This window comes from Stenotrophomonas sp. LARHCG68 (assembly GCF_052871705.1).
This window is the reverse complement of record NZ_JBIXJV010000004.1, coordinates 217,329-242,182: the sequence shown is the minus strand read 5'-3', so window position 1 is coordinate 242,182 and position 24,854 is coordinate 217,329. Positions and strand designations below refer to the sequence as shown.

The 24,854-nt window shown below is 64.7% G+C and carries 18 protein-coding genes, 2 tRNA genes and 1 pseudogene; 13 read left to right on the top strand and 8 right to left on the bottom strand.

Annotated features, from left to right (window positions below):
• The first annotated feature begins 458 nt into the window (after positions 1-458).
• Positions 459-713 (top strand): hypothetical protein, encoded by a 255-nt coding sequence (locus tag ACIPR8_RS15280; protein ID WP_446541542.1) that lies wholly within the window; start codon positions 459-461, stop codon positions 711-713.
• Here ACIPR8_RS15280 and ACIPR8_RS15275 read toward each other — a convergent pair.
• The 5 genes from ACIPR8_RS15275 to ACIPR8_RS15255 form a co-directional block, all read right to left on the bottom strand.
• A complete protein-coding gene (locus ACIPR8_RS15275) occupies positions 710-1,279 on the bottom strand; it encodes a hypothetical protein (protein WP_446541541.1) in 570 nt (189 codons plus the stop codon). The two genes, ACIPR8_RS15280 and ACIPR8_RS15275, sit on opposite strands and share 4 nt — an antisense overlap.
• A gap of 1 nt (position 1,280) precedes the next feature.
• Entirely contained in the window at positions 1,281-4,346 is a 3,066-nt protein-coding gene (locus ACIPR8_RS15270) for an RHS repeat-associated core domain-containing protein (RefSeq protein WP_446541540.1), read from the bottom strand.
• Between the two features lie 240 nt (positions 4,347-4,586).
• Positions 4,587-6,341: a hypothetical protein gene (locus tag ACIPR8_RS15265; RefSeq protein ID WP_446541539.1), complete on the bottom strand. Its 1,755-nt coding sequence runs from the start codon at positions 6,339-6,341 to the stop codon at positions 4,587-4,589.
• A 231-nt stretch (positions 6,342-6,572) separates the two neighbouring features.
• A complete protein-coding gene (locus ACIPR8_RS15260; RefSeq protein ID WP_446541538.1) occupies positions 6,573-7,097 on the bottom strand; it encodes a hypothetical protein in 525 nt (174 codons plus the stop codon).
• Positions 7,098-8,094: 997 nt separating this feature from the next.
• Positions 8,095-8,343, bottom strand: coding sequence for an Arm DNA-binding domain-containing protein (locus tag ACIPR8_RS15255; protein WP_446541537.1), 249 nt, complete (start codon positions 8,341-8,343; stop codon positions 8,095-8,097).
• 108 nt (positions 8,344-8,451) lie between these two features.
• On the opposite strand from ACIPR8_RS15255, the pseudogene ACIPR8_RS15250 reads away from it, so the two are divergent.
• The 3 genes and pseudogenes from ACIPR8_RS15250 to ACIPR8_RS15240 form a co-directional block, all read left to right on the top strand.
• Positions 8,452-8,601, top strand: a pseudogene (locus ACIPR8_RS15250) (ribonuclease D); the annotation flags it as partial.
• A 93-nt stretch (positions 8,602-8,694) separates the two neighbouring features.
• Positions 8,695-8,770, top strand: a tRNA-Ala gene (locus ACIPR8_RS15245).
• A 231-nt stretch (positions 8,771-9,001) separates the two neighbouring features.
• Positions 9,002-9,077: transfer RNA gene (locus tag ACIPR8_RS15240), tRNA-Phe, on the top strand.
• A gap of 269 nt (positions 9,078-9,346) precedes the next feature.
• Here ACIPR8_RS15240 and rnd read toward each other — a convergent pair.
• Positions 9,347-10,429 carry a ribonuclease D gene (rnd, locus tag ACIPR8_RS15235; protein WP_313254630.1) on the bottom strand — a complete coding sequence of 361 codons (1,083 nt, stop codon included), beginning with the start codon at positions 10,427-10,429 and terminating at the stop codon, positions 9,347-9,349.
• Between the two features lie 95 nt (positions 10,430-10,524).
• Here rnd and ACIPR8_RS15230 point away from each other — a divergent pair, with 95 nt between their 5' ends.
• The 3 genes from ACIPR8_RS15230 (at position 10,525) to ACIPR8_RS15220 (ending at position 14,689) form a co-directional block, all read left to right on the top strand.
• Complete coding sequence (locus ACIPR8_RS15230; protein ID WP_446541536.1) at positions 10,525-12,441, top strand: SUMF1/EgtB/PvdO family nonheme iron enzyme; 1,917 nt, start codon at positions 10,525-10,527, stop codon at positions 12,439-12,441.
• A 66-nt stretch (positions 12,442-12,507) separates the two neighbouring features.
• Entirely contained in the window at positions 12,508-13,416 is a 909-nt protein-coding gene (locus tag ACIPR8_RS15225) for a M48 family metallopeptidase (protein WP_192286098.1), read from the top strand.
• Positions 13,417-13,486: 70 nt separating this feature from the next.
• Positions 13,487-14,689, top strand: coding sequence for a virulence factor family protein (locus ACIPR8_RS15220; protein WP_446541535.1), 1,203 nt, complete (start codon positions 13,487-13,489; stop codon positions 14,687-14,689).
• Between the two features lie 90 nt (positions 14,690-14,779).
• On the opposite strand, the gene xseA is transcribed toward ACIPR8_RS15220, so the two are convergent.
• Both xseA and queG read right to left on the bottom strand, forming a co-directional pair.
• Entirely contained in the window at positions 14,780-16,120 is a 1,341-nt protein-coding gene (gene xseA, locus ACIPR8_RS15215) for an exodeoxyribonuclease VII large subunit (RefSeq protein ID WP_446541534.1), read from the bottom strand.
• Positions 16,121-16,178: 58 nt separating this feature from the next.
• Positions 16,179-17,264: a tRNA epoxyqueuosine(34) reductase QueG gene (queG, locus tag ACIPR8_RS15210; RefSeq protein ID WP_446541533.1), complete on the bottom strand. Its 1,086-nt coding sequence runs from the start codon at positions 17,262-17,264 to the stop codon at positions 16,179-16,181.
• A gap of 23 nt (positions 17,265-17,287) precedes the next feature.
• On the opposite strand from queG, the gene ACIPR8_RS15205 reads away from it, so the two are divergent.
• From ACIPR8_RS15205 to ACIPR8_RS15180, 6 genes are all read left to right on the top strand, one after another.
• Positions 17,288-18,760, top strand: a complete 1,473-nt coding sequence (locus tag ACIPR8_RS15205) for an NAD(P)H-hydrate dehydratase (RefSeq protein WP_446541532.1) — start codon at positions 17,288-17,290, stop codon at positions 18,758-18,760.
• An 8-nt stretch (positions 18,761-18,768) separates the two neighbouring features.
• A complete protein-coding gene (gene tsaE, locus ACIPR8_RS15200) occupies positions 18,769-19,248 on the top strand; it encodes a tRNA (adenosine(37)-N6)-threonylcarbamoyltransferase complex ATPase subunit type 1 TsaE (protein WP_446541531.1) in 480 nt (159 codons plus the stop codon).
• A gap of 80 nt (positions 19,249-19,328) precedes the next feature.
• Complete coding sequence (locus tag ACIPR8_RS15195) at positions 19,329-20,891, top strand: N-acetylmuramoyl-L-alanine amidase (RefSeq protein ID WP_446541530.1); 1,563 nt, start codon at positions 19,329-19,331, stop codon at positions 20,889-20,891.
• A gap of 140 nt (positions 20,892-21,031) precedes the next feature.
• Positions 21,032-22,897, top strand: a complete 1,866-nt coding sequence (gene mutL, locus ACIPR8_RS15190) for a DNA mismatch repair endonuclease MutL (protein WP_313254613.1) — start codon at positions 21,032-21,034, stop codon at positions 22,895-22,897.
• A complete protein-coding gene (locus ACIPR8_RS15185; protein ID WP_446541529.1) occupies positions 22,897-23,835 on the top strand; it encodes a DUF1684 domain-containing protein in 939 nt (312 codons plus the stop codon). Before mutL ends, ACIPR8_RS15185 begins: the two co-directional genes overlap by 1 nt.
• Positions 23,832-24,785: a TraB/GumN family protein gene (locus ACIPR8_RS15180; protein ID WP_446541528.1), complete on the top strand. Its 954-nt coding sequence runs from the start codon at positions 23,832-23,834 to the stop codon at positions 24,783-24,785. Before ACIPR8_RS15185 ends, ACIPR8_RS15180 begins: the two co-directional genes overlap by 4 nt.
• Positions 24,786-24,854: the final 69 nt, after the last annotated feature.

Genomic DNA, 24,854 nt, shown 5'->3' with positions numbered 1-24,854 from the left:
GCTTCTACGATACGGGATCAATGCGGATGAGGACGAGGACCAGCTTCACTGGCAAGGGCTGGTCTCGTTGATCGTTTGAACCGCAGAGCGTCGCATGTGCCATGCGTCTGGCGAGTGAGTGGGTATCCTTGCGGAGCATTAGGTTAGCCAATACAAGGGGACAGGGAAGCCGTTGGTAAGCCGGTCTGCTATTTCGTCTCACCCCTTGGCGATTTAACTGAAAGGCAGCCATGAACCAACTTGCGATCCGCTTGAGGAGACGACTCCCTCAGTTGCAACCCGGATCCCGTTTACACAAAAATCTGCACATGCTCTATCGCAGCAACAGGGACAACTGACATGGCCGCCACCTACACCATCTAGCCGATCCACGGCGAACGTGACGCCGATCCGATCACGACGATGATGGAAGACGCCTGGCTGGCGGTGCACGGGGCGAACCACCGGCATCGTTGCCAGTGCAGGTCATCGCCTGGCGGATGGTGCTACTGCTTGATGTTGAGGAAATGGAACAGCGCGAGTTCGCGAGTGGGGACGGCTCCTATGCCGACGCGCTGGATGCAGGCGGTGCGTGGCCACAACAGCACGGCGGCGACTGCCTCGATGCGTTCACCGCCCGCGCCATGCAGGCCTCGCGACGCATGGCGTGGGATCACGGCTACCGACATCGCATCAGCCAGCGCGGGCCTTGTGCTTCATTTGGCGCGAATTAATTATCCCCCGCCCCTTTAGTTTGCATCAGCTCGATCCCGTTCAGTTCGAACACGATCGAATTATTGATGTAGTCATCAATAGGTTGCTCATTTCGAATCCGAGAGCTCTCGAACGCCCTCGTAGCAACTCGGACATGAACCCCTATTTTCTTGGCCTCTAAAACATCCTCCATCAACGGAGGTGAAGCGAGTTCAAATACGAATTTCTCTCCCGGCTGCACAGGGTGCATGGCAGGCAACATATACTGGCCCTTCTGCAGTCCGTAGACATCTTCGAAATAACCAAACCAAATTTCCAAAACACGTGATTGCCTATTGGGCCTGTAGGCCGGCGCCACTTCAATCGGAAACCACAGCGTGGAGCTGGAGCAGTTGGAAAACTCCACAAGCACAGTCGAAGAATCGCCAACGCCGGCTCTCAGGTTCACCTTGATAATAGTATTTTCAGTCGCCGGATCTTCTGCTGATCCAGTGTGTCTTTCCGATCCGAAGGATTGCGGAATACACGTCGGTGCGCAAATCGCAGCGAACAATATACCCAGTTTCGGAAACAGGAGTCTGCTCATCTCACAACTCCGCCTTTTGCTTCATCTCTACTCGGATGGGATTGGTGAGATCTCTGACTGCCTTCTCTGCGGCTGGCCCGGGTGTAGCGTGCGATGGGTCCCCTTTCATGAGCAACAAGCCGTGACCAAGCTCATGCAACACCAATCCAGCAGGAGTCTCAGTGGCCGGAGTCCCATCAGTAGTGGTGTAGTTAATAAGGTTATTTTTGTCAAAAACAACTTCAATTTTTCCACTCACGCTTTGGCTCGCGGGAATTGTAACGCCCCCGCCGGTAGAACTTAACGGCACCACAGTTCCGTCTGCTTTTGTCGCAGATGTTCCTTGCGACACCGAAACGTCCTGCGGATCCTTTTGCAGGGCTCTAATGAACGCCTTTCCGTCAGGCCCGCTCCCTTTTACATCCCTAACCAGACTCTTGCTTTCTCTCTTCTCCTCCTTCGTTCCTGCGTAGACGATCCGTCGTCCATCCGGATCGGTGAACTTGTACGGATTGTTGTTGGCATACCAGTACCGATTAAATGCCCCAATCGGATTGCTGTAAGCCGTTACCGGATCCACCGACAGGAATCGTCCGATCTGCGGATCGTAGTAGCGCTGCTGCATGTAGTTCATGCCGGTCGCCGCATCCAGTACGTGACCCGTGAAACCAGGTCCATCCTTCGCCGTTGCGTTTACCACCTGCCCATAGGGCTCGTACTCGCTTCGCTCCAGCACCGCCTTGTCCGCGCCGGTCACCGTGATCGGGCTGCCCAGCGCATCGGTGTGCTGGTACTTCGGTGTGATGGCCGTACCTACCGCCTCACGGAATGCGACCAGACTACCACCCAGATAGACATACTGGGTGCTGACACCCAGCCGGCCGTCGGTGCTGTACATCAATCGCCCGTCTTGGGCATAAAGACTGTACTTGCTAGCCGTGGTGTAGTCTCGAACCCGACGCCCCGCTGCATCGTAGACATAGCTGGCAATGCCATTGACGCCGCGCAGGCGGTTGCCGAAGTCGAAGTCAAAGACCTTGCCGTTCTTGTTGTTGAGATTGCCCTGTACGTCATAGCCCAGGCCAATCACGCTGGCGCCGCTACAACTGCCGGTCTTGACGTTGGTCAGCTGCCACTTGGTGTCGTAGCAGTAAAAGTGATTGCGGGCTGCACTGCCTCCAGCAACGTTGACCCGTATCAGGTTGTCCAGAACGTCATAGGCATAGGTGGCTGTGCCGAACATCGCCGAGGTCGTCGACGTCACTCGGTCCAGCCCGTCGTACACCATGCTGCGATTCTGACGACCGGCGATGTTGTCGGTGATTTGGCTGACATTGGCGTTCTTGTCAAACCCGTAGGTCAGATCCAATCGTTTGTCGGCGGCCGCCGTGCAGCCGACCACTACACAGTCCGTGCTGCGAATCGGTAGTTGCCGGGTGTTCTGCGTCATCGTGTGGACGATGCCATTGCCGTAGGTGAACTGTTTGATGGCCCCATTTGGGTGGTAGCTCACCCCGGTGGCAAAAGTGCCCGCCTGGGTGGGCTGTCCGAGTGCATTGGGCGCAAACGCGACACTCTGCCCATTGGGATACTTCTCGATGCTCAGATGGCCATTGCCGTTATAAGTGTAGTTAATGGGCCAACTGATCTGGTTCCACTGCATCCGCTCCTCCGTCAGCATCCGCCGACGGTTATAGGTGTACTGTGTGGTAACTAGGTTGGCACCATCATTGTCGGCAGATACCGTGTTGGGAAGACCATCGGCGGTGTAGGTCCAGGTTTGGTTTCCCCGACCATCCGGAAACGTTAGCGTCTTGAGTCGGTTGCGCACGTCATAAGTGCGAGCTGCGGTTCGCGCCAGAATGGCCGCAGTCTGGCCGGTGGCGTGGCAGGCGGACGTAGCGCCGAATCCGCTACCTGACCATGTGAGATTGCCTCCGGCGTCATAGCCCATCAAGGTGGCGCCGGTTTCCGGCTCAACCACCCGGCACAATTCTTGATTGGCGTTGTAAGTATAGGTGCGCGTGGCCTGCACAGTACCGCCACTATTGCCGCGCACGATGCTCGTGGGCTTGCCAAACACATCCCGGGCAATCGTGGTCACCGCCCCCTCGGGGTGCGTGATCTTCACCGGCGCATCGTAGCTGGGTTGGTCAAACATCTGGTACCAGGTCCGCGTCTGCTGTCCGCCCGGTTGCGTGACCAAGGTGTAAGGACCTGTCGCATTGTTGAGGTAGGCCGTTGTCGTGGTCAGCAACCCCAACTCCGAATCCTGCGACACCGACTTTGTTCGCCCCAAGGCATCGTAGGTTGTCCAGATCCCCTTATCCGGGTTGCTCGCTGCCGAAGGATACGAGGTAAACACCACCCGCCCCTCATGGTCGTACTCGTAGCCCGTAAAGCGCTGCGTGGCAGTCACGTTGCCCGAGTCATACTCGCGCACTAACAACGGCCGCCACAGGGCATCGAAATAGCTGATCTTGATGCCATTGCCGGTTGTTACCGTCTGACGCCAGTGTCCTGCCGGAATCCCGTACTCGGCCGTGTTTACCTGGACGAAAGCCTGCGTGGTGGTATTCCAGGCCATACTATCCCCAGTGGGGTAAATGGTGCTGGCAAGCCTGCCCATGGCGTCATAGGTGTAGTTGGTGGCGTAGCTGTTCTCGTCGGTGACCCGGGTGATCCAGCCGTTGTCATTGACCACGGCGGACCGCGTCTTGCCATCGGCATAGGTGATCGACTGCGGAATGCCGCGCTTCCAGCCGGACAAGGTGGTGACGTTGTTGTTGCCATCCTTGACCGTGGCGACTGTGCCGTCGGCGTTATAGGTCAGCATTTGCTTGAGCTTGCCGAAGGAACGTGACTGCAGTGGTAGCGCTGTAGTAGCGTCGTAGATCGTCTGCTCGGCAACAATCCCATTGATGGTTCTGCTGGCTACTTGGCCCAGTACCCACTTGGCGGTGTTGTCGTGGTAGGTAATGGTTTCGGTGCGCGAGTGATTCTGTGCGTGAGTCGATCCGATGCTCAGCGAAAGAAGTACGACCAAGGTCAATGATGGGAAATGATTGCCGCTAATACTTTTTCTCATCCCCTATCTCCTCAGGGTGTATTGGAGCTGGACGTAATGATTTTCGTGGGACGGCAAAGACTGTCTATGCAAAGTGACTGCGCGCTGATGCCGCAATCATTTGCAATTGACCAGGCAAAGTTAAAATCGCCAGTTCTTACGACTCTCTCTGCGGTGTTGGGGGTGGAAAGTGGACCAAAGAGAAGTGCGACTGACAATGATGCGAATGAGTAAGTATACGACCTGGCCATCATCGATTCCTCATTGTGCCGGCTTGCTGGAGCGAGTGATAGATATTGGTCGCGACAGGCTGTCGAAAGCGTTCACGTTTTGTGTGAATTCCATCCCGTCTTGGAGTATTGTCAACCTCTGAAGGGGGGTCCATCGTTCGGATATATAGGTATTAGACCTATCGTTGAAGTCACCGCCGATTCGCCGAAAGGGAAGGTTGCTGTTTGCTTCGTTGGCAGGAATGATTGCGTATGAATAGTCGGTTCTTCTCGCAACATTGATTCCTGCTGTGTCGAAAATGTCTTCCCGAAGCAGGAGTCCTTCCATGCCGCCGAATTGATTGCTGAATGTATTTCTCGTGCGGATGCCATCCGGAGAGGTAACATCTGTCCAAACTGTTGTTGGGCAGCCGGATGCGCAGTCTGAAGTCCAGCTTGAGTTGCCGGGTGAGTAGTTGTAAATCCAATTCTGAGGAGGGATTCCTGGGCCTGCTATTGATTTGGAGACAATGGCGTAACTCCACGTGTCCTTTGGTATGTCTGCGAACTGTGGGGAGCCGTCCGGCCCGGGGGGGCAATCCTTCCCAACATAGGAGCGGCCCACATGAAGTGTTCGAATGTTGTAGGTAGCCGTGGCTCCAGAGGGGCTTGTAATAGATCCGGTGTGCGTGCTTCCAGTTAATCCGTCTGCGGAAACATTGCCAGCGCAGTTTCCTTGGTTTTGCGGCAGCATGCCTCGTCTGAATAATTCGACAATTGAATAGTTCCATGAGGAACCGTCGGGCTGCGTGATGGATGTGAGTGCGGTTCCCGAAAGATGGTAATGCCAAGTTCTACTGCTCGCTCCTGACCCTGTTGAAATGCTGGCGGAATCGATGCCGTATGAAAGTGTTATTTGTCTTCCATCGCTTGCGAGCATTGATGAAAGCATTCCGTTGGTATATTGGTACTTAACCCAGTTTCCGAATATATCCTCGGCGCGCGTTGCCAATAGATTTCCATATCGACGCGGAAGGGATCCGCCCCCGGCTCCGATCAATGGTGGTGCACTTCGATATTCAAGATGATCTAGCCAGTACTTTGTCCCGTTGGGGGAAATGGCAATGAAGGCCTCGCCGGGTTCACTATTTGCCGTGTTAGGAAGGCATGAGAATATCCAGTTTGACTTGGTGCGAGCTATATGGGCGGCCTCTGCGGATGTCGAGGGTGATAGCAGTATGGTGCTTTCATTCCCTTCGTCGTCTACAAATTGATAACCTGCCCACCAATTCCTTGTTTCAATTGGGCTGATCTTTGGGCTTGCGGGAACCACATTGCCTGGATAGGTGAATGATGTGCATCTGGAGTTTCGATCAGATGCATCAACCTGCCAGCCAATAGGGGAGGTGGCGGTAACTCCAGTGGTCTTGTTGCTGGTAATGGTCTTTATGCGCGGGATCGCGATCTCCCATTCTCCGATGGTGGTTCCAGAAGAATCGCTACTGTTTGATTGGAAGCGTCCGATGACACGCATGGTCCGAATTATGCGCATGGGAGGGCCGATGCCCTTGAGATCTATATCGATTTGACGAAAGGATAGCTCGCCATCTCTCAGGCTGATTCTGTCGCCGAAGTCGGATGTGGGGGTTATCGATTGGGCCGGAGTGAGATGGAGTGAATACTCATCCTCCGGGCTCACGCTTTGTGCTTGACTGGGGGATGTTAATAAAAGTGCAATAATAATCGATCCAAGCTGCGCGCTGGGATGTCGTGTTCGGGTGGTCTTCTTCGAAAATGCGGTGTGCACGCCTTATCTCCACGATCAGTTTGGTTAGGAGGGGCTACGTTGAATCGGTGAAGATCTTGTTAATGTTTCTGGGTGCTGCAATTTGATTCGACTGGTTCAGATGTCGAGATCATTGGACTCTGCGTAAATGCTCTCAAGCCCCGCATATGGTAGTGGTTGTGCCATCAGTACAGCGGCTTCGAGCGCGCGGTGGTCCGGTGGTGCCAATGCACATTCTCCTGTGATGGCGCTCTACACCGCACCCCCTGGAGATTGCTTGATGGTCAGCGTACATTGCTGCGGGGACCCCTGATAATCCCAGTACTGGCGGATGGCTGCGCGTAGAGCAGCCAGATGTGCGGCACGTAGGCCATCGTCGTTGCTACAGCCAGCACTATCTCCCCCTTGGGTCAGACCTGCTTCCGCGGATTCAGTTGGAGCTGCTTCGTTTACTTCGGTTGTTGTGGCATCTGGCGCTGGATAAGTGATGGGATCCACGGGATTCGCCCAATCGGGCAAATCAACAGCCGCCTCGGCAGGCGTGCTCAGCACACTTTCCGACGGCTCTTCGGATGCTGCGGCTACTTCAGGACTTGCAAGAGTCGGTTTGGTCTCGATGCGCTGACGAAACTCATCCGCTGCAATGAAGCTCGCCGACATCCCGTCGCCTCCTGAGTGACCATGCGTCTCTGATTTTCCCCAGCCTGCTTGATCGCCCAAGAACCAAATCCATGTAACAGCGGCAATATGCAGCGCCACAGAGATGGCTGCGGCCAAACTTCGATCACGGAGGTCCCCACCACCATTTGACGCCGCATCCTTGGGCATGAATGGAGTGTAGCCATAATTTTCGTGGGGTGCATGGTGCGATGCGGTGCGTTGCTGACGACACTTGCGGTGCGGGCTGCTTGATACGGGAGCGCCGTGTTGTCTGGATTTCAGGTTGAGGGGCTTTGGGCTTGTGCCGGTGGATTGTGGGAGCGGGGGATTTCACCGCAGGTACAAACCCAAACCCATGTCAGCACTTCATGCCTGGCTCCAGATCCATGCCACCGCAGGCATCGGCCAAGCCGCCGCCCACATGTTGCGTGTTTCAGCAGCCCAACAAGCGATTGGATTGGGGGTTGCATGGGCAAAAGCGGACTTGTTGCCGGCTGCCGGGTTTGATTCTAAGGCTGGCTACGTCGCGGATTCGTACCGTGCCATGGATTGTATGCATCGATTGCCACATCTAGGAAGCGCCCGGGCAGCCCACGCATGATGCTTTCGCGACTTAAGTCTGCGTTGCGCTCATCGGCGTGCCGTTGCGGTGTTTCCCCACCGGAAGCCTTCGCTGCTTTTGCCGCCTTTTTGGTATCCCGGCGCTCCTTGGCTCTTCTCCGCTTCGACTTGGCCTCCGGATCACCCGCTTCCCGCAAAATCCGCGCCTGCTCCCGCCTTTGATGCGCATCCCCAGCAGCGGGTTGCGGGGGATCAGCCTCCAGCTGACAGCTTTGGACAGTGCCGCCCGCAAGCACGGCAGATCGCGTGCCGCAGTCGAACGAGTGGGCGGACACTGGGTCTTGCCGGTGGGGGTCGTCAAGCGCTGTTGCAGCCATTGGTCGGCCCAAGCCGTGTCGAAGCCGGTTAGCGGATCGTCCAGATGGGCGGCAAAGAACTGCTCCAACCGATCGGCGTACATGTGGCCGCATTTCAGCTCTAGCGTGGCCAGAGCCCGATGCCGCTGATTGATGGAGTCTTGCAGCGTACTGGTGTGGGGCTTGCTTTGTCCGATCTAGGAACAACCCGGTTGCAGGTACTCGGCGATGGCATTGGTGGCGGGTGCGCGAGCTAGATCGAGCAGCATCGCAGTCGTCGGTCCGATAGTGCGCCGCCTCCCATGCGCCCACGAGACGATCCAGACTTTGTGACCCGATGGCTGCACCCGCAGGATCAGGCCCAGCACCTGGGCGTCCCGGATCTCATAGGGACGCTCCCGGGACTGATAGGTCTCGACTTGGCGCTTGGTCAGCTGGACACGCATTGAACCGGCTTTCGTAAGTTGGCTTCCCGGCAAGGTAGGACACGGCCAGGATCGGAGGCTGGATGCGGATCGTCCGTACTGGGGCCGAAGGCACAGCCTGAGCAGCTCACCGCGGAGCTGGGCCTGCCCGATGGCCTGCTTGCCTCGCGCAAGCATCTGGAATCGCTGCTGGAAAGCGGCACCTGGCCAAGCGCACTGGCCGGCTGGCGCCAGCAGCAACTAGAACCGCTGCTGCGCCCGTTGCTGCCGACCCACTGATTGCCAGCACGGCGGAGGTGCCCGTCCACTTGACAAGCCACGCCATCCCCTTGGCGAATCCGCTTTCAGCGCGCTAGAATCGGTGCACCGCGTGGGGCGGTAGCTCAGCTGGGAGAGCGTCGCGTTCGCAATGCGAAGGTCGGGAGTTCGATCCTCCTCCGCTCCACCAATGATTCGACGAAGGGCCGCATCGGAAGATGCGGCTCTTTTCGTTTGGGCGTGCATGGAGGCGATGCGGGTGTCTTGGGACGGCTGCAGGAAGCGTGCGGACCTTGCCGGATCGGTCATTTCGCGGTGATTTCAGCGGATGTGAAAATTTTTGTGAAAAGCGCTTGCCGAATCCGAAACACATGCGTAATATTCGCGTCCTCGCCGGCGGCAACGCCAACGAGAACAAAGTGGCCGAGTAGCTCAGTTGGTAGAGCAGGGGATTGAAAATCCCCGTGTCGGCGGTTCGATTCCGTCCTCGGCCACCAAGAATTTCAAGGGCTCGCAGCAATGCGAGCCCTTTTTTTGTTCCTGGAATCTGCACCGTTTCTGCACCACGTTCCAACGTGAGCGAGCGCTGGCGTTGCCAGCATGCGTTGCGCGCCCACGGAGCGCCCGCAAGCGTCGTGCCTGGAGCGTCACGGGTACATGGCGCCCATGTTCTTCGATCACTTCCTGCGCATCGCGCGGCGTGCACGCAGCATGCAAGAAAAAGCCCGCCTTGCGGCGGGCTTATCGCAGGTGGCGTGCGGCGCGCTCAGTTGCCGGGCAACAGGGCGCGCAGCGGGGCTTCCAGTTCCTGCTGTCGCCAGCCGGCCAATGCGCTGGGCCAGTGGCCGCTCTCCAGCAGGGCTTCCAGATGCTTGCGCGAGGCGAGGAAGCCTTCGGGCAGCTCCAGCTCGGCGGTGCGCTTGCTCACTGCATCCTGCAGCTTCTTCAGCGCGGACTTGTTGCCGTCGGTGGCGGGCAGGGCGAGCGGTGCATCGGCCTCGTCGGCCAGTGGGGTGCTCAGTGCCTGCCACAGCGGCTGCGCGAGCTTGCGCGGTGCCTTGGGAAAGCGGCCGAACAGCTTGAGCATGGCGTCGTAGTCGGCCGGCGGCGTGCGCGCGAGCAGGTTTGCCAGCTCGTTGTCCAGGATCCAGCTGCGCGGCTTGTCGCTGTGGCGTGCCTGCTGGTCGCGCCAGCGCAGCAGGCGCAGCAGGCGCCGTTGCGCATCGGCCTCGAGGAACTGCGAGGAGCGCATCGACAGGTGCGGCCAGTGCTCGCCTTCGTCGCGCTCGACGCTGGCCAGCAGGCGTTCGCCATCATCCAGCAGCCACTGCATGCGGCCCTTGGCCTGCAGGCGCTCGCTGATGGCGTCGTGCAGGGCGAACAGGTATTCCACGTCGTCGGCGGCGTACTCCAGCTGGGCGTCGCTGAGAGGGCGCTTGAGCCAGTCCGAACGCGTCTCGCCCTTGGGCAGGGTGGTACCGGTGATCTCGGCCACCAGCTTCTGATAGCCCATGCCGCCACCAATGCCCGCCAGCGCGGCACCGATCTGGGTGTCGAACAACGGGCGCGGCAGGGCGTCGCAGGCACACTTGAAGGCCACCAGGTCTTCGCTGGCGCTGTGCATGATCTTGGTGATCGAGGTATCGGTCAGCCACGGTTTGAGTGCTTCGCACATGCCGGGGACCAGCGGGTCGATCAGCAGTACTTCGTCACCGACCGCCATCTGTACCAGGGCCAGTTGCGGCCAATAGGTGCGCTCGCGGATGAACTCGGTGTCCAGTCCAATCCGGGTCGGGCGGCGCTGATAGCGCTCGTCCAGTTCCGATGGGTGTTTGATCCAATAAGCCACGTGGGTTCCGTCTAACTGCAGGGTTTGCTCAGGGAGGCGAGAATAGCCTAACGTCGGGCCGGCCCCGACGGGGCAGGCAGGCTATTGGAGGCGCTTTGCGTAGTTTTGGCCACATCTGGACCCTGGTGTTGCTGCTGCCGCTGGCAGTGAGCGGCTGTAGCGATCCGCCCCCGGCTGCACCGGCGACGCCTGCCGACGGGCAGGGCAAGTCGCTGGCCGGGCGCGTGGTCGAACGCCTGGAGGCCCGTGCGGCGGCCCGCCAGCGGGATGCCGAGGCCGCCACGCCGGACCCGGTGCCACAGGTGGAGGACACCGCGTTGCCGCGCTGGCAGGCGCCCGATGTCGTGCTGGCGCCGGAACAACTGGCCCAGGCCCGCAAGGACGCCGACAAGGCCCTGGCGGAGGACCGGTTGTTCCGTGAGGCCGGCGATGCGATTCCCCTGTACCTTGCCATCCTGGCCCAGAAGCCGGACGACCGTGCCGCGCAGCGTGGGCTGGACAAGGCCAGGCAGCGCCTGCGGACACTGGCCAACGCGCGCATGGCGCAGACCGAGGGACAGCGCCTGGCCCTGGCCGAGGCGGCGATGCTGGTCAGCGTGGCGGTGGCCCTGGCACCGGAAGGCAAGGCCGAGCAGGCCTTGCAGGAACGTATCGCCACCGCCCGGCGCCTGCTGGCGTTGAACCGGGCCGGGGAACAGGCGCTGCGCCAGGGGCAGTTCGGTGAGGACGGAGGGGGCGCGCAGGCGGCGTTCCGTGAAGTGCTGGCCGCCGATCCGGACAACAGCCGCGCCCGGCAGGGACTGGCGGCCGTGGAGAGCGGGCTGATCCGCCGTGCCGAGCGGGCGGCGGCGCTGGATTCGGATTTCGCCGCCGCCCAGCGCTGGTTGGGCAAGGCTGGCACCGTGCGCGGGGAGGGCCCGACCCTGATCGATGCGCGGGCCCGCATCGAAGCCATCCGCACCGCCCAGCTGGATGCCCTGCGCAATGCCGGCCTGCGTGACCTCACCTCCTCCAAAGGCCTGAAGGACGCCCGCGACAAGCTGGCCCAGGCCGAACGCATCGCCTTGCCCGGCGATGCCACCGTGGAACTGCTGCGCGCGCGCATCGAGCTGGTCACCCACTACGGCAGCTTCCGCCCGCGGCAGGTGTTCAGTGATGCCCTGCAGGATGGCGGGCGCGGGCCGCAGATGGTGGTGGTCCCGCATGGCACCTTCCTGATGGGCTCGACCCAGGAGGAGATCGGTGGCCGTGATGCCGAGCGGCCGCAGCATGAGGTGCGCTTCGAGCGGGGCTTCGCCATGTCGATCACCGAAGTGACCGTGGCCGACTTCCGTCGCTTCGTCGAGGCCACCCATGCGCGCCCGCGTGCGACCCGGCGTGGCCATTCGGTGGTCTACGACGAGCGCAGCGGCAACTTCATCCGCCGCAGTGGCGTGGATTGGCAATCGGATTACAACGGCGTCAGGGCCGCGCCGAACAGCCCGGTCATGCATGTCAGCGTGCGCGATGCCGAGGCCTACGCGGCATGGCTGAGCGAGCAGACCGGCCGCTACTACCGTCTGCCCAGCGAGTCGGAATTCGAGTACGCCCTGCGTGCCGGCAACCAGGGGCGCTATCCGTGGGGGAAGGCGGCAATCCCGCCGCCGAACACCGGCAACTTCACCGGCAGCCTGGACGTCTCGCCCAGTGGGCGGCACTGGAACAATGCCTTCATCGGGTATGGCGATGGCTTCTGGGGCACGGCGCCGGTTGGCATGTACAACGCCAACGCCTGGGGGCTGCACGACATGGCCGGCAACCTCAGCGAATGGGTGGCCGACTGCTGGCATGCCAGCTATCGGCGCGCCCCGGCCGACGGCGCGGCCTGGTACAACCCCGGCTGCCGGCAGCGGGTGATCCGTGGCGGCAACTGGGCCAACGCGCCGGAGCAGACCCGGGCGGCGTGGCGGCAGTCGCAGGACTCCGACGTGACCTCGGCGCGGATCGGCTTCCGCCTGGTGCGCGGGATTTGACCTTGCCCATGCACGCCGGCGCGCTAACATCGGCTCCGGCCACCCCGGACCAGACGGAACCCCACCATGCGACAAGATCCCTTCGGCAATCAGAGCGCGGGCGGCCAGGGCCGTCGTGGCGGTGGGCTGTTCGGCAACCTGCGCTGGGTGATCCTGCTGGGTTTCGCCATCTATGGCGGCTGTTATTACTTCGGCAACCGTTCGGTTGATCCCTACACCGGCGAGAAGGTGCTGATCGACAGCTCGCTCAATGCCGAGGAAGAGAAGGCCATGGGCCTGCAGGCCTACCAGGAGATCCTGTCCCAGGAGCGGCCGGTGGCCCCCGATTCGCAGATCTCCCAGCAGGTGCGGGAAATCGCGCGCCGCCTGATCGCCAAGGTGGACGTGGTCGAGACCGCGCTGGCCCGCGAGCATGGCCTGGAGCCGCAGCATTTCGCCCGTGATTTCGACTGGGAGGTCAACGTCATCCAATCCGACGAGGCCAATGCGTTCTGCCTGCCCGGCGGCAAGATGGCGGTGTACACCGGGCTGATCCCGGTGGCGCAGAATGCCGACGCGGTGGCGGTCGTGATGGGTCACGAAATCGCCCATGCGCTGCTGCGTCATGGTGCGCAGCGCATGGCCCAGCAGAAGCTGACCCAGATCGGCCAGATGGCCGGCGCGGCGGGCGGCCTGGACGCGCAGCAACAGCAGATGATGATGTCGGCCATGGGCTACGGCTATCTGCTGCCGTATGCGCGCTCGCATGAAACCCAGGCCGACGAAGTGGGCCTGATGCTGGCCGCCGCGGCCTGCTTCAATCCCGAGGAAGCGGTGCCGCTGTGGGAGCGCATGAGCGCCAACAGCGGTGGCCAGTCGCCGCCGGAGTTCTCGTCGACGCATCCCAACCCCGGCACCCGCATCCAGAACCTGCAGGCGCTGATGCCCAAGGCAATGCAGTACCGGCAGCAGTTCTGCACCGAAGCGGCAAGGTAGGCGGTCCACCCCGCGACCGGGCCACCGGCGCCCGCGGGGTGTTTTTCCCTTTGGTTGATGGCGGTGGCCGATGCAGGGCCTTGTCGTACGCGTCGTGACGGCGCTGCTGTGCGTGGTGATGGCCAGTGCATGCAGCCGGAGCAACCACCGTGCATCGGTCAACGCCGGTCGGTACGGTGACGTGCAAGTGGTGGCACCGCAGGGCGAGCCACGCGGTGTGGTGATCTATTTCGCCGAGGGCGCGCAATCGTCCGCCCGGGAACGGCCATTGCTCACCTCGCTGGCGCAGGGTGGTGCATGGGTGGCGGTGGTGGATTCGACGGTGTACCGGCAGCGCCTGGGCGGCGCGCCATCGACCTGCAGGAACATGGCCGACGATGCGGCGTTGTTGACCCAGAAGCTGCTCAAACAGGCACGGGCGCAGCAGTTCTTCCTGCCGTTGTTGGTCGCGCAGGGCAGGGAGGCCGCATTGGCCCGCGCAACCGCCGCCGGTGCCGCGGCGGGCGAGTTCGCCGGGGTGCTGGTGACACCGGGCGCTCCGGAACCCCGGCCCTGCACCGGCGATGGGGATGCCGTCGCGGTCGAGCCGGTGCCGGCCGAGGCGTTGGTTTCCCGCGCACTGGAGATGATGGCGCGTCCGGACGGCACGCAGCGGCTTCCCCTGATCGAGATGCCGGTCGCCGGCAGCCGTCGCCTGGCAGTGGTGCTCTCCGGCGATGGGGGCTGGCGTGATCTGGACAAGGGCATTGCCCGCGAGCTCAACCAGCAAGGCATTTCCGTGCTCGGCTGGAACAGCCTGAAGTACTTCTGGGCCGAGCGCAGCCAGCAGCAGCTGGGTGCCGATCTGGGCCAGGCCCTGCAGACCTACCGGCAGCGTTGGGGGGCAGACGACGTCGCGTTGATCGGTTACTCGTTCGGTGCCGATGTATTGCCGTTCGCTTACTCGCAGCTACCGGCCGATCAGCAGCAGTCGGTGCGTTTCATGTCGTTGCTGGGCCTGTCCCATGGGGCCGCGTTCGAGGTCCGGGTAGGTGGCTGGCTGGGGTGGGGACGTTCGCGCGAGACGCCCGTGTTGCCCGCACTGGAGCAACTGCACGCGATGCCGCTGCAGTGCATCTACGGCACCGATGAGAAGGACAGCCTGTGCCGCGACCTGCGCGGCAAGCCTTTCATCCAGACGGTGGAGCGGCCGGGTGGGCACCATTTCGACCGTGACCCGGTGGCGTTGACCAATATCGTGCTGCAGGCCTGGGACGCAGCCCCGCAGCGATAGGAGCGGCCTTGGCCGCGAAGCCGATGGCCTCCGGGATTGCAGTAGCCGGCGTTGGCGGAAGGATTCCCGGCTTCGCGCCTGAAGGCGCTCCTACGGCTCGGAGGTTTCCACGCGGACCTGCAGGGTGCCTTCGGCCAGGCGGGCCTGCAGGCGATCACCGGGTTGTGCCTGCGCGCTGGAACGCACCAGGGCGCCGTCGTCGGCGCGGGTCAGGATCGAGTAACCACGGGCGACGGTCGCCAATGGGCTCACCGCCTCCAGTGAACGGGCGATGCCACGCAGGCGCAGTGCATCGGCTTGCAACTGGCGGTTGATGGCGGTCTGCGCGCGTGGTGCCAGGGCTGCCAGCCGTTCCTTCAATGCCGCCAGCCGACGCTGTGGCTGGGCGCCGCGCAGCACGGCGGCCGCATGCGCCAACTGTGCCCGGCGACGCTCCTGCTTCTGTCGCCAATGCGCCTGCAGCCGCGCAAAGGCAGCCTCCTGCCGATGCCGCAGCAACGCCAGCCGTGCCTGCGGTCCCTGGGCCTGCAGGCGCAACGCGGCGCGATCGGCGCGCTGCATGGCCTGGCTCAGGGTGTGCACCTGCAACTGGTTCAGTCGCTGCGCGAGCCGGCGCAGGCGCAATGCCAGGTCGCGCTGGTCGGGTACCAACAGCTCGGCGGCGACCGACGGCGTGGGCGCGCGCAGGTCGGCGGCGAAATCGGACAGGCTGAAGTCGGTCTCGTGGCCCACCGCCGAGACCACCGGGGTGGTGCTGGCGGCGATGGCGCGGGCCAACCGTTCGTCGTTGAAGGCCCACAGGTCTTCCAGTGAACCGCCGCCGCGGGTCAGCAAGATCACGTCGTAGCGGCCGCTGGCATCGGCCTGGCGCAACAGCGAGGTGATCTGCGCGGCGGCGGTTTCGCCCTGCACCAGCGAGGGCAGTAGTTCCACTTCAAGCAGCGGGAAACGCCGGCCAAGCACGCTCAGCACGTCGCGCACGGCGGCACCGGAAGGCGAGGTGATCACCGCCAGGCGGCGCACGTGCGCCGGCAGCGGGCGCTTGCGCCCGGCATCGAACAGGCCCTCGGCTTCCAGGCGTGCCTTCAGCTCCTCGTAGGCACGGCGCAGCGCGCCTTCGCCGGCTTCCTCCATGTGGTCGAGGATCAACTGGTAGTCGCCGCGTGCCTCGTACAGGGTGAGCCGGCCGCGCACCAGCACGCGCATGCCTTCGCGTGGCACGAACTTCAGCCACTGGCTCTTGGGCTTGAACATCGCCGCGCGGACCTGCGCGCGGGCGTCCTTCAGGGTGAAGTACAGGTGCCCGGAGGACGGGCGGCTGACATTGCCCAGTTCGCCTTCCACCCAGACCAGCGGGAAGCTGCTCTCCAGCAGGTCACGCGCCAGCGTGTTGAGCTGGGCGGGGGTCAGGACGTCGGCACTGCGGTTCATGGTTCAGCGGTTGCGGCGGTGGAGCGGGCGGCCATGGTCGCATGGAATGCCGGCGGGCTCACGCCGCCGGTGGGTCGGCGTCATGGTGGCGCTGCAGCGCCCACTGCACGTGCTCGCGGACCAAATCGGAGGCGTGGTTGCTGCGCGTTTCCAATGCCTGCCGCGCACTGGGCGAGGGCGCGGCATTGCCCAATGCCACGGCGATGTTGCGCAGCCAGCGCTCGTGGCCGCTGCGGCGGATCGGGCTGCCTTCGGTACGGCGCAGGAATTCATCCTCTTCCCAGGCGAACAGTTCCGGCAGCGTGGCCGTGTCGAGGTTGTTGCGTGCGCGGAAGTCCGGCTCGTCGGTGCGCCGGGCGAACTTGTTCCAGGGGCAGACCAGTTGGCAGTCGTCGCAGCCGTAGATGCGGTTGCCCATCAACGGGCGCATTTCCAGTGGAATGGCGCCGTCGTGCTCGATGGTCAGGTAGGAAATGCAGCGCCGCGCGTCCAGGCGGTGCGGGGCGATGATCGCCGCGGTCGGGCAGACGTCGATGCAGCGCGTGCAGGTGCCGCAGTGCGCGGTGGCCGGCACATCCACCGGCAGTGGCAGGTCGACGTAGATCTCGCCGATGAAGAACCAGGAGCCGCCGTTGCGGTCGATCAGGCAGGTGTGCTTGCCGATCCAGCCCAGCCCGGCGTTGCGCGCCAGAGCGCGTTCCAGCACCGGCGCAGAATCGACGAACACGCGGTAACCGAAGGGGCCGATCTCGGCGGCGACCCGTTCGGCAAGCTTCTGCAGGCGATTGCGCATCAGCTTGTGGTAGTCGCGGCCCAGGGCGTAGCGCGCCACGTAGGCGCGGTCGGCGTCATCAAGGGTGGCCCAGGCCTGCGCATCGTCCTTGTGGCCGTAGTCCAGCCCGACCGAGATCACCCGCACCGTGCCGGGCAGCAGTTCCTGTGGGCGCGCACGCAGGGTGCCGTGGCGGGCCATCCAGTCCATCGTCCCGTACAGGCCCTTGCCCAGCCAGTCGGCCAGGTGCGCCTCATCGTCACGCAGCTCCACGCCACTGACGCCGCAGCGCTGGAAGCCTGCTTCTCGTGCCAGTTGGCGGATGCGCAGCGACAGCTGCGCCGGGGTGGCGGCGGAAACGGCTTCGGACATGGCGCAAGTATAGAATCGGTGGCATGTCAGAGCCCGTGCAGATGTTCGATACCGCCGCCGCCCGTCGCATCGACGCGCAGGCGACCGCCGCCCTGGGCGGCGATGGCTACGTGCTGATGCAGCGCGCCGGGCAGGCCGGCTGGCACTGCGTGCTGCAGCATTGGCCACAGGCGCGGCGCATCGTGGTGGTGTGCGGGCCGGGCAACAACGGCGGCGACGGCTACGTGTTGGCGCGCTTTGCCCGCCAGTCGGGGCGCGATGTCCGCGTGCTGCACCTGGAGGACGCCGCGCCGCGTACGGCCCTGGCGCAGCGGGCCTGCACCGATTACCTGGCCGTGGGCGGGCAGGTGGAGCTGTCGATCGATTGCCTGCAGCAGGCGGATCTGGTCGTCGACGCATTGTTCGGCATCGGCCTGTCGCGCGCGCCGCAGGCCGCGGACGCGGCCTTGATCCAGGCCATCAACGAAGTGCCCGTGCCGGTGTTCGCGCTGGATGTCCCCAGTGGCGTGGACGCCGTGTCCGGCGACGTGCCGGGTGCGGCGGTGCGCGCGGCGCGCGTGCTCCAGTTCATCGTGCCGCACCGTGGCCTGCATACCGGCGCGGCGTTGGAGTGCGCCGGGCAGCGGCTGCTGGCCGATCTGGACGTGCCGACGGCGGCATTCGAAGGCGTGCCGCCTGCTGCCCTGCGGTGGGCGCGTGGCGCGCTGGCTTCGCAGTTGCCGCGCCGGCGCATCAATACCCACAAGGGCGAGTCCGGGCACGTGCTGTGCGTGGGCGGCAACCTTGGCAGCGGGGGCGCGGTGATGCTCAGTGCCGAGGCTGCACTGCGCAGTGGCGCAGGGCTGGTCAGCGTGGCTACGCAGGCTGCGCACGTGGGGCCGTTGCTGGCGCGCTGCCCCGAGGCGATGGTCCATGCCGTGACGTCGGCACCCGCGCTTGCGCCGCTGCTGGCGCGCGCCAGCGTGGTCGCCCTGGGGCCGGGGCTGGGCCAGGATGATTGGGCACAGGCGTTGTGGTCGATCGCAGTGGATGCAGGCAAGCCGCTGGTGATCGATGCCGACGCGCTCAACCTGCTGGCGGCCGCGCCGCGCGTCGTGCCGCACGCCATCCTCACCCCGCACCCCGGCGAGGCCGCGCGCCTGCTGGGCTGCGACACGGCCGGTATCCAACGGGACCGGTTTGCCGCCGCACAGGCCCTGGTCGAACGCTACGGCGCGGTGGTCGTACTGAAAGGCGCGGGCACCGTGGTAGCGGCACCCGGGCAGGTGCCGCGGGTGATTGCCGCCGGCAACCCCGGCATGGCCGTCGGCGGCATGGGCGACCTGCTGACCGGTGCGATCGCCGCATTGTGCGCGCAGGGCCTGGCGCTGTTCGATGCTGCCAGCAGCGGTGCACTGCTGCATGGGCTGGCCGGCGATGCGGCGGCGGCCGAGGGTGAGCGGGGGCTGTTGCCACGCGACCTGCTGCCGCATCTTCGGACGTTGGCCAATCCATAATGGCGGGCATGAACGAACTGTTTCTTCCCGAAGCCGACAGCACCGACCTGCTCGGCCGTGCGCTGGCCCGCACCCGTCCGTCACAGGCGGTGGTCCATCTGCAGGGTGACCTGGGCGCGGGCAAGTCCACGCTGGCGCGGGCCCTGCTGCGTGCGCTGGGCGTGCAGGGCGCGATCCGCAGCCCCACCTACACGCTGATCGAACGCTACCCGCTGGCCAACGGCGAAGCCTGGCACCTGGACCTGTACCGGATCGGCAGTGCCGGCGAACTCGATTTCCTCGGCCTGGACGAAGGGGCGGCCGATCTGTGGTTGGTCGAGTGGCCCGAGCGGGGCGCCGGTGGGTTGCCGCCGGTGGACCTGGTGATCGGGCTGGCCATCGACGGCAATGGCCGTCGGGCGGTGCTCCAGGCCCGCAGTAATGTCGGGTCTGACTGGCTTCTGCGACTGCGTGAAAGCCCCGACTTGCAGCCCCTTTTTACCCCCTGACCATAGGAAAGTCGGGCAGGTTGCGGATTATTAAGGGAAAACATGTTGCAATTGGGGAATTCCGGTGATTGAATCCGCCCATGACTACGGGAAACCGCCTGTTCACATCGTCTGTCGTCGCCGCTGGACTGTGTCTGGCCGCGAGCTTCTCCGCGTGGGCGGGTGAAATCCGCGGGGTCAGCCTGCACACCGGTGCCACCGGCACCCGCGCCGAGATCCAGTTGGCTGGCGGTGGCAGCTACAAGACCCTGAGCCTGGCTGGCCCGAACCGGCTGGTCATTGATTTCCCTGATTCCTCCGCGGTGCGCGGACTGCGGCTGCCGGCCGCTGCCGGCGTGGTGACCGCCGTACGCACGGGCAGCCCGACCCCGGGCACGTTCCGCGTGGTGTTCGACCTGGCCGAATCGGTGGCAGCGTTCAAGCCGCTGATGCAGGGGCAGGGCGCCGAATCGAAGTTGTCGATCGAGTGGCCGGGTGAGGCACCGGTGACGGTTGCGGCGAGCGCACCGGCAACCGCCGCGCCGACGCCGACGCCGGCGACTCCGCCCGCCGCGGCCGCGCCTTCCAGTGCCGAAGCACGTGCCGAGGCGGCCCGTGCCACCGCCGCGTTGACCGCAGCGGTCAGCCGCCAGGCCGCGACGCCACCGCCGGCAGCTGCGCCGGTTGCCAGCGCCCCGACCCCGGTGACCACGGCGACGGCCTCACCGGCGGCCATCCTCAATGCCCAGGCACCGGTGACGCGTGCACCGCAGGCAACGGGCCCGAACGTGGCCCAGGCGACGACGCCGGCTACGCCGGCACCAACGCCTGCCGTCGTCCCCGAAGCGCCGCGCCCGACCATGCCCAGCGATGCTTCGCGCATCCGCATGCAGCCGGGGATGCGCAACCTGGTGGTGGCGATCGATCCGGGCCACGGCGGCCAGGATCCGGGTGCGATCGGCCCGACCGGCAAGCGCGAGAAGGACGTCACGCTGGCCGTGGCGCGTGAGCTGGCCCGCCAGGTCAACAACACCCCGGGCCTGCGCGCGTTCCTGACCCGCGACACCGACGTGTTCATCCCGCTGCCGATGCGTGCACAGCGTGCGCGCGCGGCCAAGGCCGACATCTTCATCTCGATCCACGCCGATGCCGCCGAGAACCGTTCGGCGACCGGCTCGTCGGTGTACGTGCTCTCGACCAAGGGCGCGTCCTCGCAGCGTGCCCGCTGGCTGGCGGACAAGGAAAACGCGGCCGACCTGATCGGCGGCGTCAGCCTGAGCCGCACCGAAGGGACCCTGGCCAACGTCCTGCTGGACCTGGCCCAGAGCGGCAACATGAAGGCCTCCGAGGATGCCGCTGGCCACGTGCTGGGCGGCCTCAAGCGCATCGGCAACAACCACAAGCCGAACCTGGAACGGGCCAACTTCGCGGTGCTGCGCACCTCGGACATGCCGGCCATGCTGGTGGAGACGGCGTTCATCTCCAACCCGGACGAAGAGCGCCGGCTGGTCGACCCGGCCTACCAGCGCCGCATCGCCGGCGCCGTGCTCGACGGCGTGCACACCTACTTCAGCCGGCAGCCGCCGCCGGGCACGCTGTTCGCGGCCCGTGCCCAGGCCGAGATGGAAGCCGCTGCCGGTACCGTGGCCGGCGGCAGCAAGTAAGTCGCGTCGCTGGCGTCGCCGGACACGGCGACGCGGCCGGGCTCGGCTATCATCGTGCCCATGCATGATGTCCTCCTGATTCCCTCCGTCTTCCCCCTGTCGCTGCGTAGGTCATTGCCGGTACCGATGGGAGGTGCCGCATGAACAGCATTCGTCCGCTGCCCGAGATCCTGATCAACCAGATCGCCGCGGGCGAGGTGGTGGAGCGGCCCGCATCGGTGGTCAAGGAACTGGTGGAGAACGCCCTGGATGCGGGCGCCACCCGCGTCGATATCGACCTTGAAGAAGGCGGTGTGCGGCTGATCCGCATCCGCGACAACGGCGGTGGCATTGCCGCCGAACAGCTGCCGCTGGCGGTGTCGCGGCATGCCACCAGCAAGATCGCCAGCCTGGATGACCTGGAATCGGTGGCCACGCTGGGGTTCCGCGGCGAAGCCTTGCCGTCGATCGCCTCGGTCAGCCGCTTCACGCTGGCCTCGCGCCGCCCCGATGACGAGCACGGCGCTGCCCTGCAGATCGAAGGTGGCAAGCTGGGCGAGGTGGCCCCGCGCGCGCATGCGCCGGGCACCACGGTGGAAGTGCGCGAGTTGTTCTACAACGTGCCGGCACGGCGCAAGTTCCTGCGGGCCGAGCGCACCGAGCTGGGGCATATCGAGGAATGGCTGCGCTCCTTGGCGCTGGCCCGTCCCGATGTCGAGTTGCGCGTCTCGCACAACGGCAAGCCCTCACGCCGATACAAGCCCGGTGACCTGTACTCCGATGCACGCCTGGGCGAAACGCTGGGCGAGGATTTCGCGCGCCAGGCGCTGCGGGTGGACCACAGCGCCGCTGGCCTGCGCCTGCACGGCTGGATCGCGCAGCCGCAGTATTCGCGCGCCAGCACCGACCAGCAGTACCTGTACGTCAATGGCCGCTCCGTGCGCGACCGCAGCATCAGCCACGCGGTGAAGATGGGGTATGGCGACGTGCTGTTCCATGGCCGCCATCCGGCCTACGTCCTGTTCCTGGAGTTGGACCCGACCCGGGTGGACGTCAACGTGCACCCGGCCAAGCATGAAGTCCGCTTCCGCGATGCACGCCTGATCCACGACTTCGTCTATCGCACGCTGAAGGATGCGTTGGCTGAAACCCGTGCCGGATTGGAACCGTCGGCGATGGGACAAACCGCCGCGCAGGAAGCGCCGGCCGGAGCGGCACCGCTCAGTAGCGGTGGCGGTTACGGCGGCGGCTACGTGTTGTCGCGCCCCGGTGGCAGCGTCGGCAGCAGTGGCAACTGGCAGGCGCGGCAGTCGCCGCTGGGCCTGCCGGTGGCCGAAGCGCCGGCCGCCTACGCGGCCTTGTACTCGGCGCCGCCGGCTGGGCAGGTGCAGGCGCCGGTCGACGCCGGTCCCGCGTTGCCGCCCACCTCCAGCGACAGTGGCGTGCCACCGTTGGGTTATGCCATCGCCCAGTTGCATGGCATCTACATCCTGGCCGAGAACGCCGAAGGCCTGATCGTCGTGGACATGCATGCCGCGCACGAACGGATCGGCTACGAACGCTTGAAGAACGCACACGATGGCATCGGCCTGCACGCCCAGCCGCTGCTGGTGCCGATCACCCTGGCGGTCGGCGAGCGCGAGGCCGACACCGCCGAGCAGGAAGCGGCGACGCTGGCGGCGCTGGGCTTCGAGATCACCCGTTCCGGTCCCGGTTCGCTGCACGTGCGCAGCATTCCGGCACTGTTGGCCAACGCCGAGCCGGAAGCCTTGCTGCGCGATGTGCTGGGCGACCTGCGCGAGCATGGGCAGAGCCGGCGCATCGCCACCGCGCGCGACGAGCTGCTGTCCACCATGGCCTGCCACGGCGCGGTGCGCGCCAACCGGCGGCTCACGATTCCGGAAATGAATGCCCTGCTGCGCGACATGGAGATCACCGAGCGCTCGGGGCAATGCAACCACGGCCGCCCGACCTGGGCGCGCTTTTCTCTGGCTGAAATTGATCGCTGGTTCCTGCGGGGGCGTTGATGAAGACTTTACGGGGCTGTGCCGTGCTGCTGGCCGCGATGGTGCTGGCCGCGTGCGGCAAGCAGGAGGCGGCCAAACCGCCGGTCGCGGTGGATGCGAACTTCGCCCATGACAACGAGCTGTGGCGCGAAAGCCGCCTCACCGAGCTGCTCGCCCCGGATGGCTGGACCAGCCTGGTTGGCCTGCACTGGCTTGAACTCAAGGCGCATTACATCGGCAGCGGCAGCACCAGCGGCATCCGCATGGCGATGGGGCCGCCACGCATGGGGCTGGTCCAGCGCGAAGGCCAGACCTTCTGGTTCACCCCCGAGCCGGGCGTCTCGCTGAAGGCCAATGGCACGCCGATCACCGGACGCATCCCGCTGCTCAGCGACGATGCCGAGCAGCCCACCGCGATCACCTTCGACGACGACAAAGGCTTGCTGACCCTGATCCATCGCGGGCCGCGCTACGCGCTGCGGCTGAAGCATGCCGATGCGCCGGCGCGCCGGCATTTCGGCCAGCTGACCTACTGGCCGGCGGATCCGTCCTGGCGTGTCACCGCCCGCTTCGTGCCGCATGACGCCAACAAGACGTTGCCCATCGTCGACATCACCGGCCTGACCACTGACCTCCCCAACGCCGGTGCGGTCGAGTTCGAGCGCGATGGCCGCACCTGGCGGCTGGAAGCGCTGGGTGAACCGGGGCGTCCGTTGCAGCTGATCTTCGCCGACCGCACCAACGGCCGCGGCAGTTACTCGGCCGGCCGCTTCATCGATGCCGAGGCCCCCGACGCCAAGGGCGAGGTGGTGGTCGACTTCAACCGCGCCTACAACCCGCCGTGTGCATTCACCCCATTCGCCACCTGTCCGCTGCCACCACCGGAGAACCGGCTGGACCTGCTGGTCGAGGCGGGCGAGAAGGCGTACGCCAAGCCGGCGACGGAGGCCGCACCATGAGCCACTGGATGACGCGCGCGGCCTCCGCGCTATTGGGTTTCAGCCTGTTCTGCGGTGTCGCCTACGCGGCCCGGCCGGCCGCCACGCCTGCCGCCGCGCCGGCCTATGTGCCGCCGACGCCGTTGTTGTGGAAAGTCAGTGGCGGCAAGGGCGCCGAACTGTACCTGCTGGGTTCGTTCCATCTGTTGAAGCCGGATGACTATCCCTTGTCGCCGGACGTGGACCAGGCCTTCGCTGCCTCCAGCCGCCTGTTGTTCGAACTGGCTCCGGAGGAGATGGCGTCACCGGCGCTGGCCACGCAGATGATGCAGGCCGCGATCCGTCGTGATGGTGGCCAGCTCAAGGAGGAGCTCGACGCCGAGACCTGGCGCCGGCTGCAGGCGTGGGGCGCGGGCAACAGCATGCCGGTCGAGCGCCTGGTCGGCCTCAAGCCGTGGTTCATCGGCCTGACCATCAGCCTGACGCAGATGGCGCGACAGGGCCTGGACCCGCAGGCCGGGCTGGACCGCCACTTGATGAACCTTGCGGCCAAGGCCGGCAAGCCGGCCGCGGGCCTGGAAAGCGCGAGCTCGCAGATCAGCATGCTCGACGGCATGAATGCCGATGAGCAGCGCCAGCTGCTGCGCGAGGCGCTGGAGCAGGTGGAGAAGGGCGACCAGCAAAGCCGTCGCCTGCACGATGCATGGCGCCGTGGTGACGACGTCACCCTGTGGCGGGACATGGCGTCGGAAATGAAGCGCACCTACCCGGGCCTGTACCAGCGCATCAACGTCGATCGCAATGACGCCTGGCTGGCGCCGCTGCAGCAGCGCCTGCAGGACGGGCAGGGCACCACGCTGGTGGTGGTCGGCGCGTTGCACCTGCTCGGCAGTGACGGCGTGGTCGAGAAGCTGCGTGCCAAGGGCTACACGGTCGAGCGCATCTGCTCGGCCTGCAGGAGCCGCCCGTAAGCGGGACAGGTGCAGGCAGCGGAATGGGGTGGCCGGGATGTGATCCCGGCATCAGTGGTGGTGATTGCG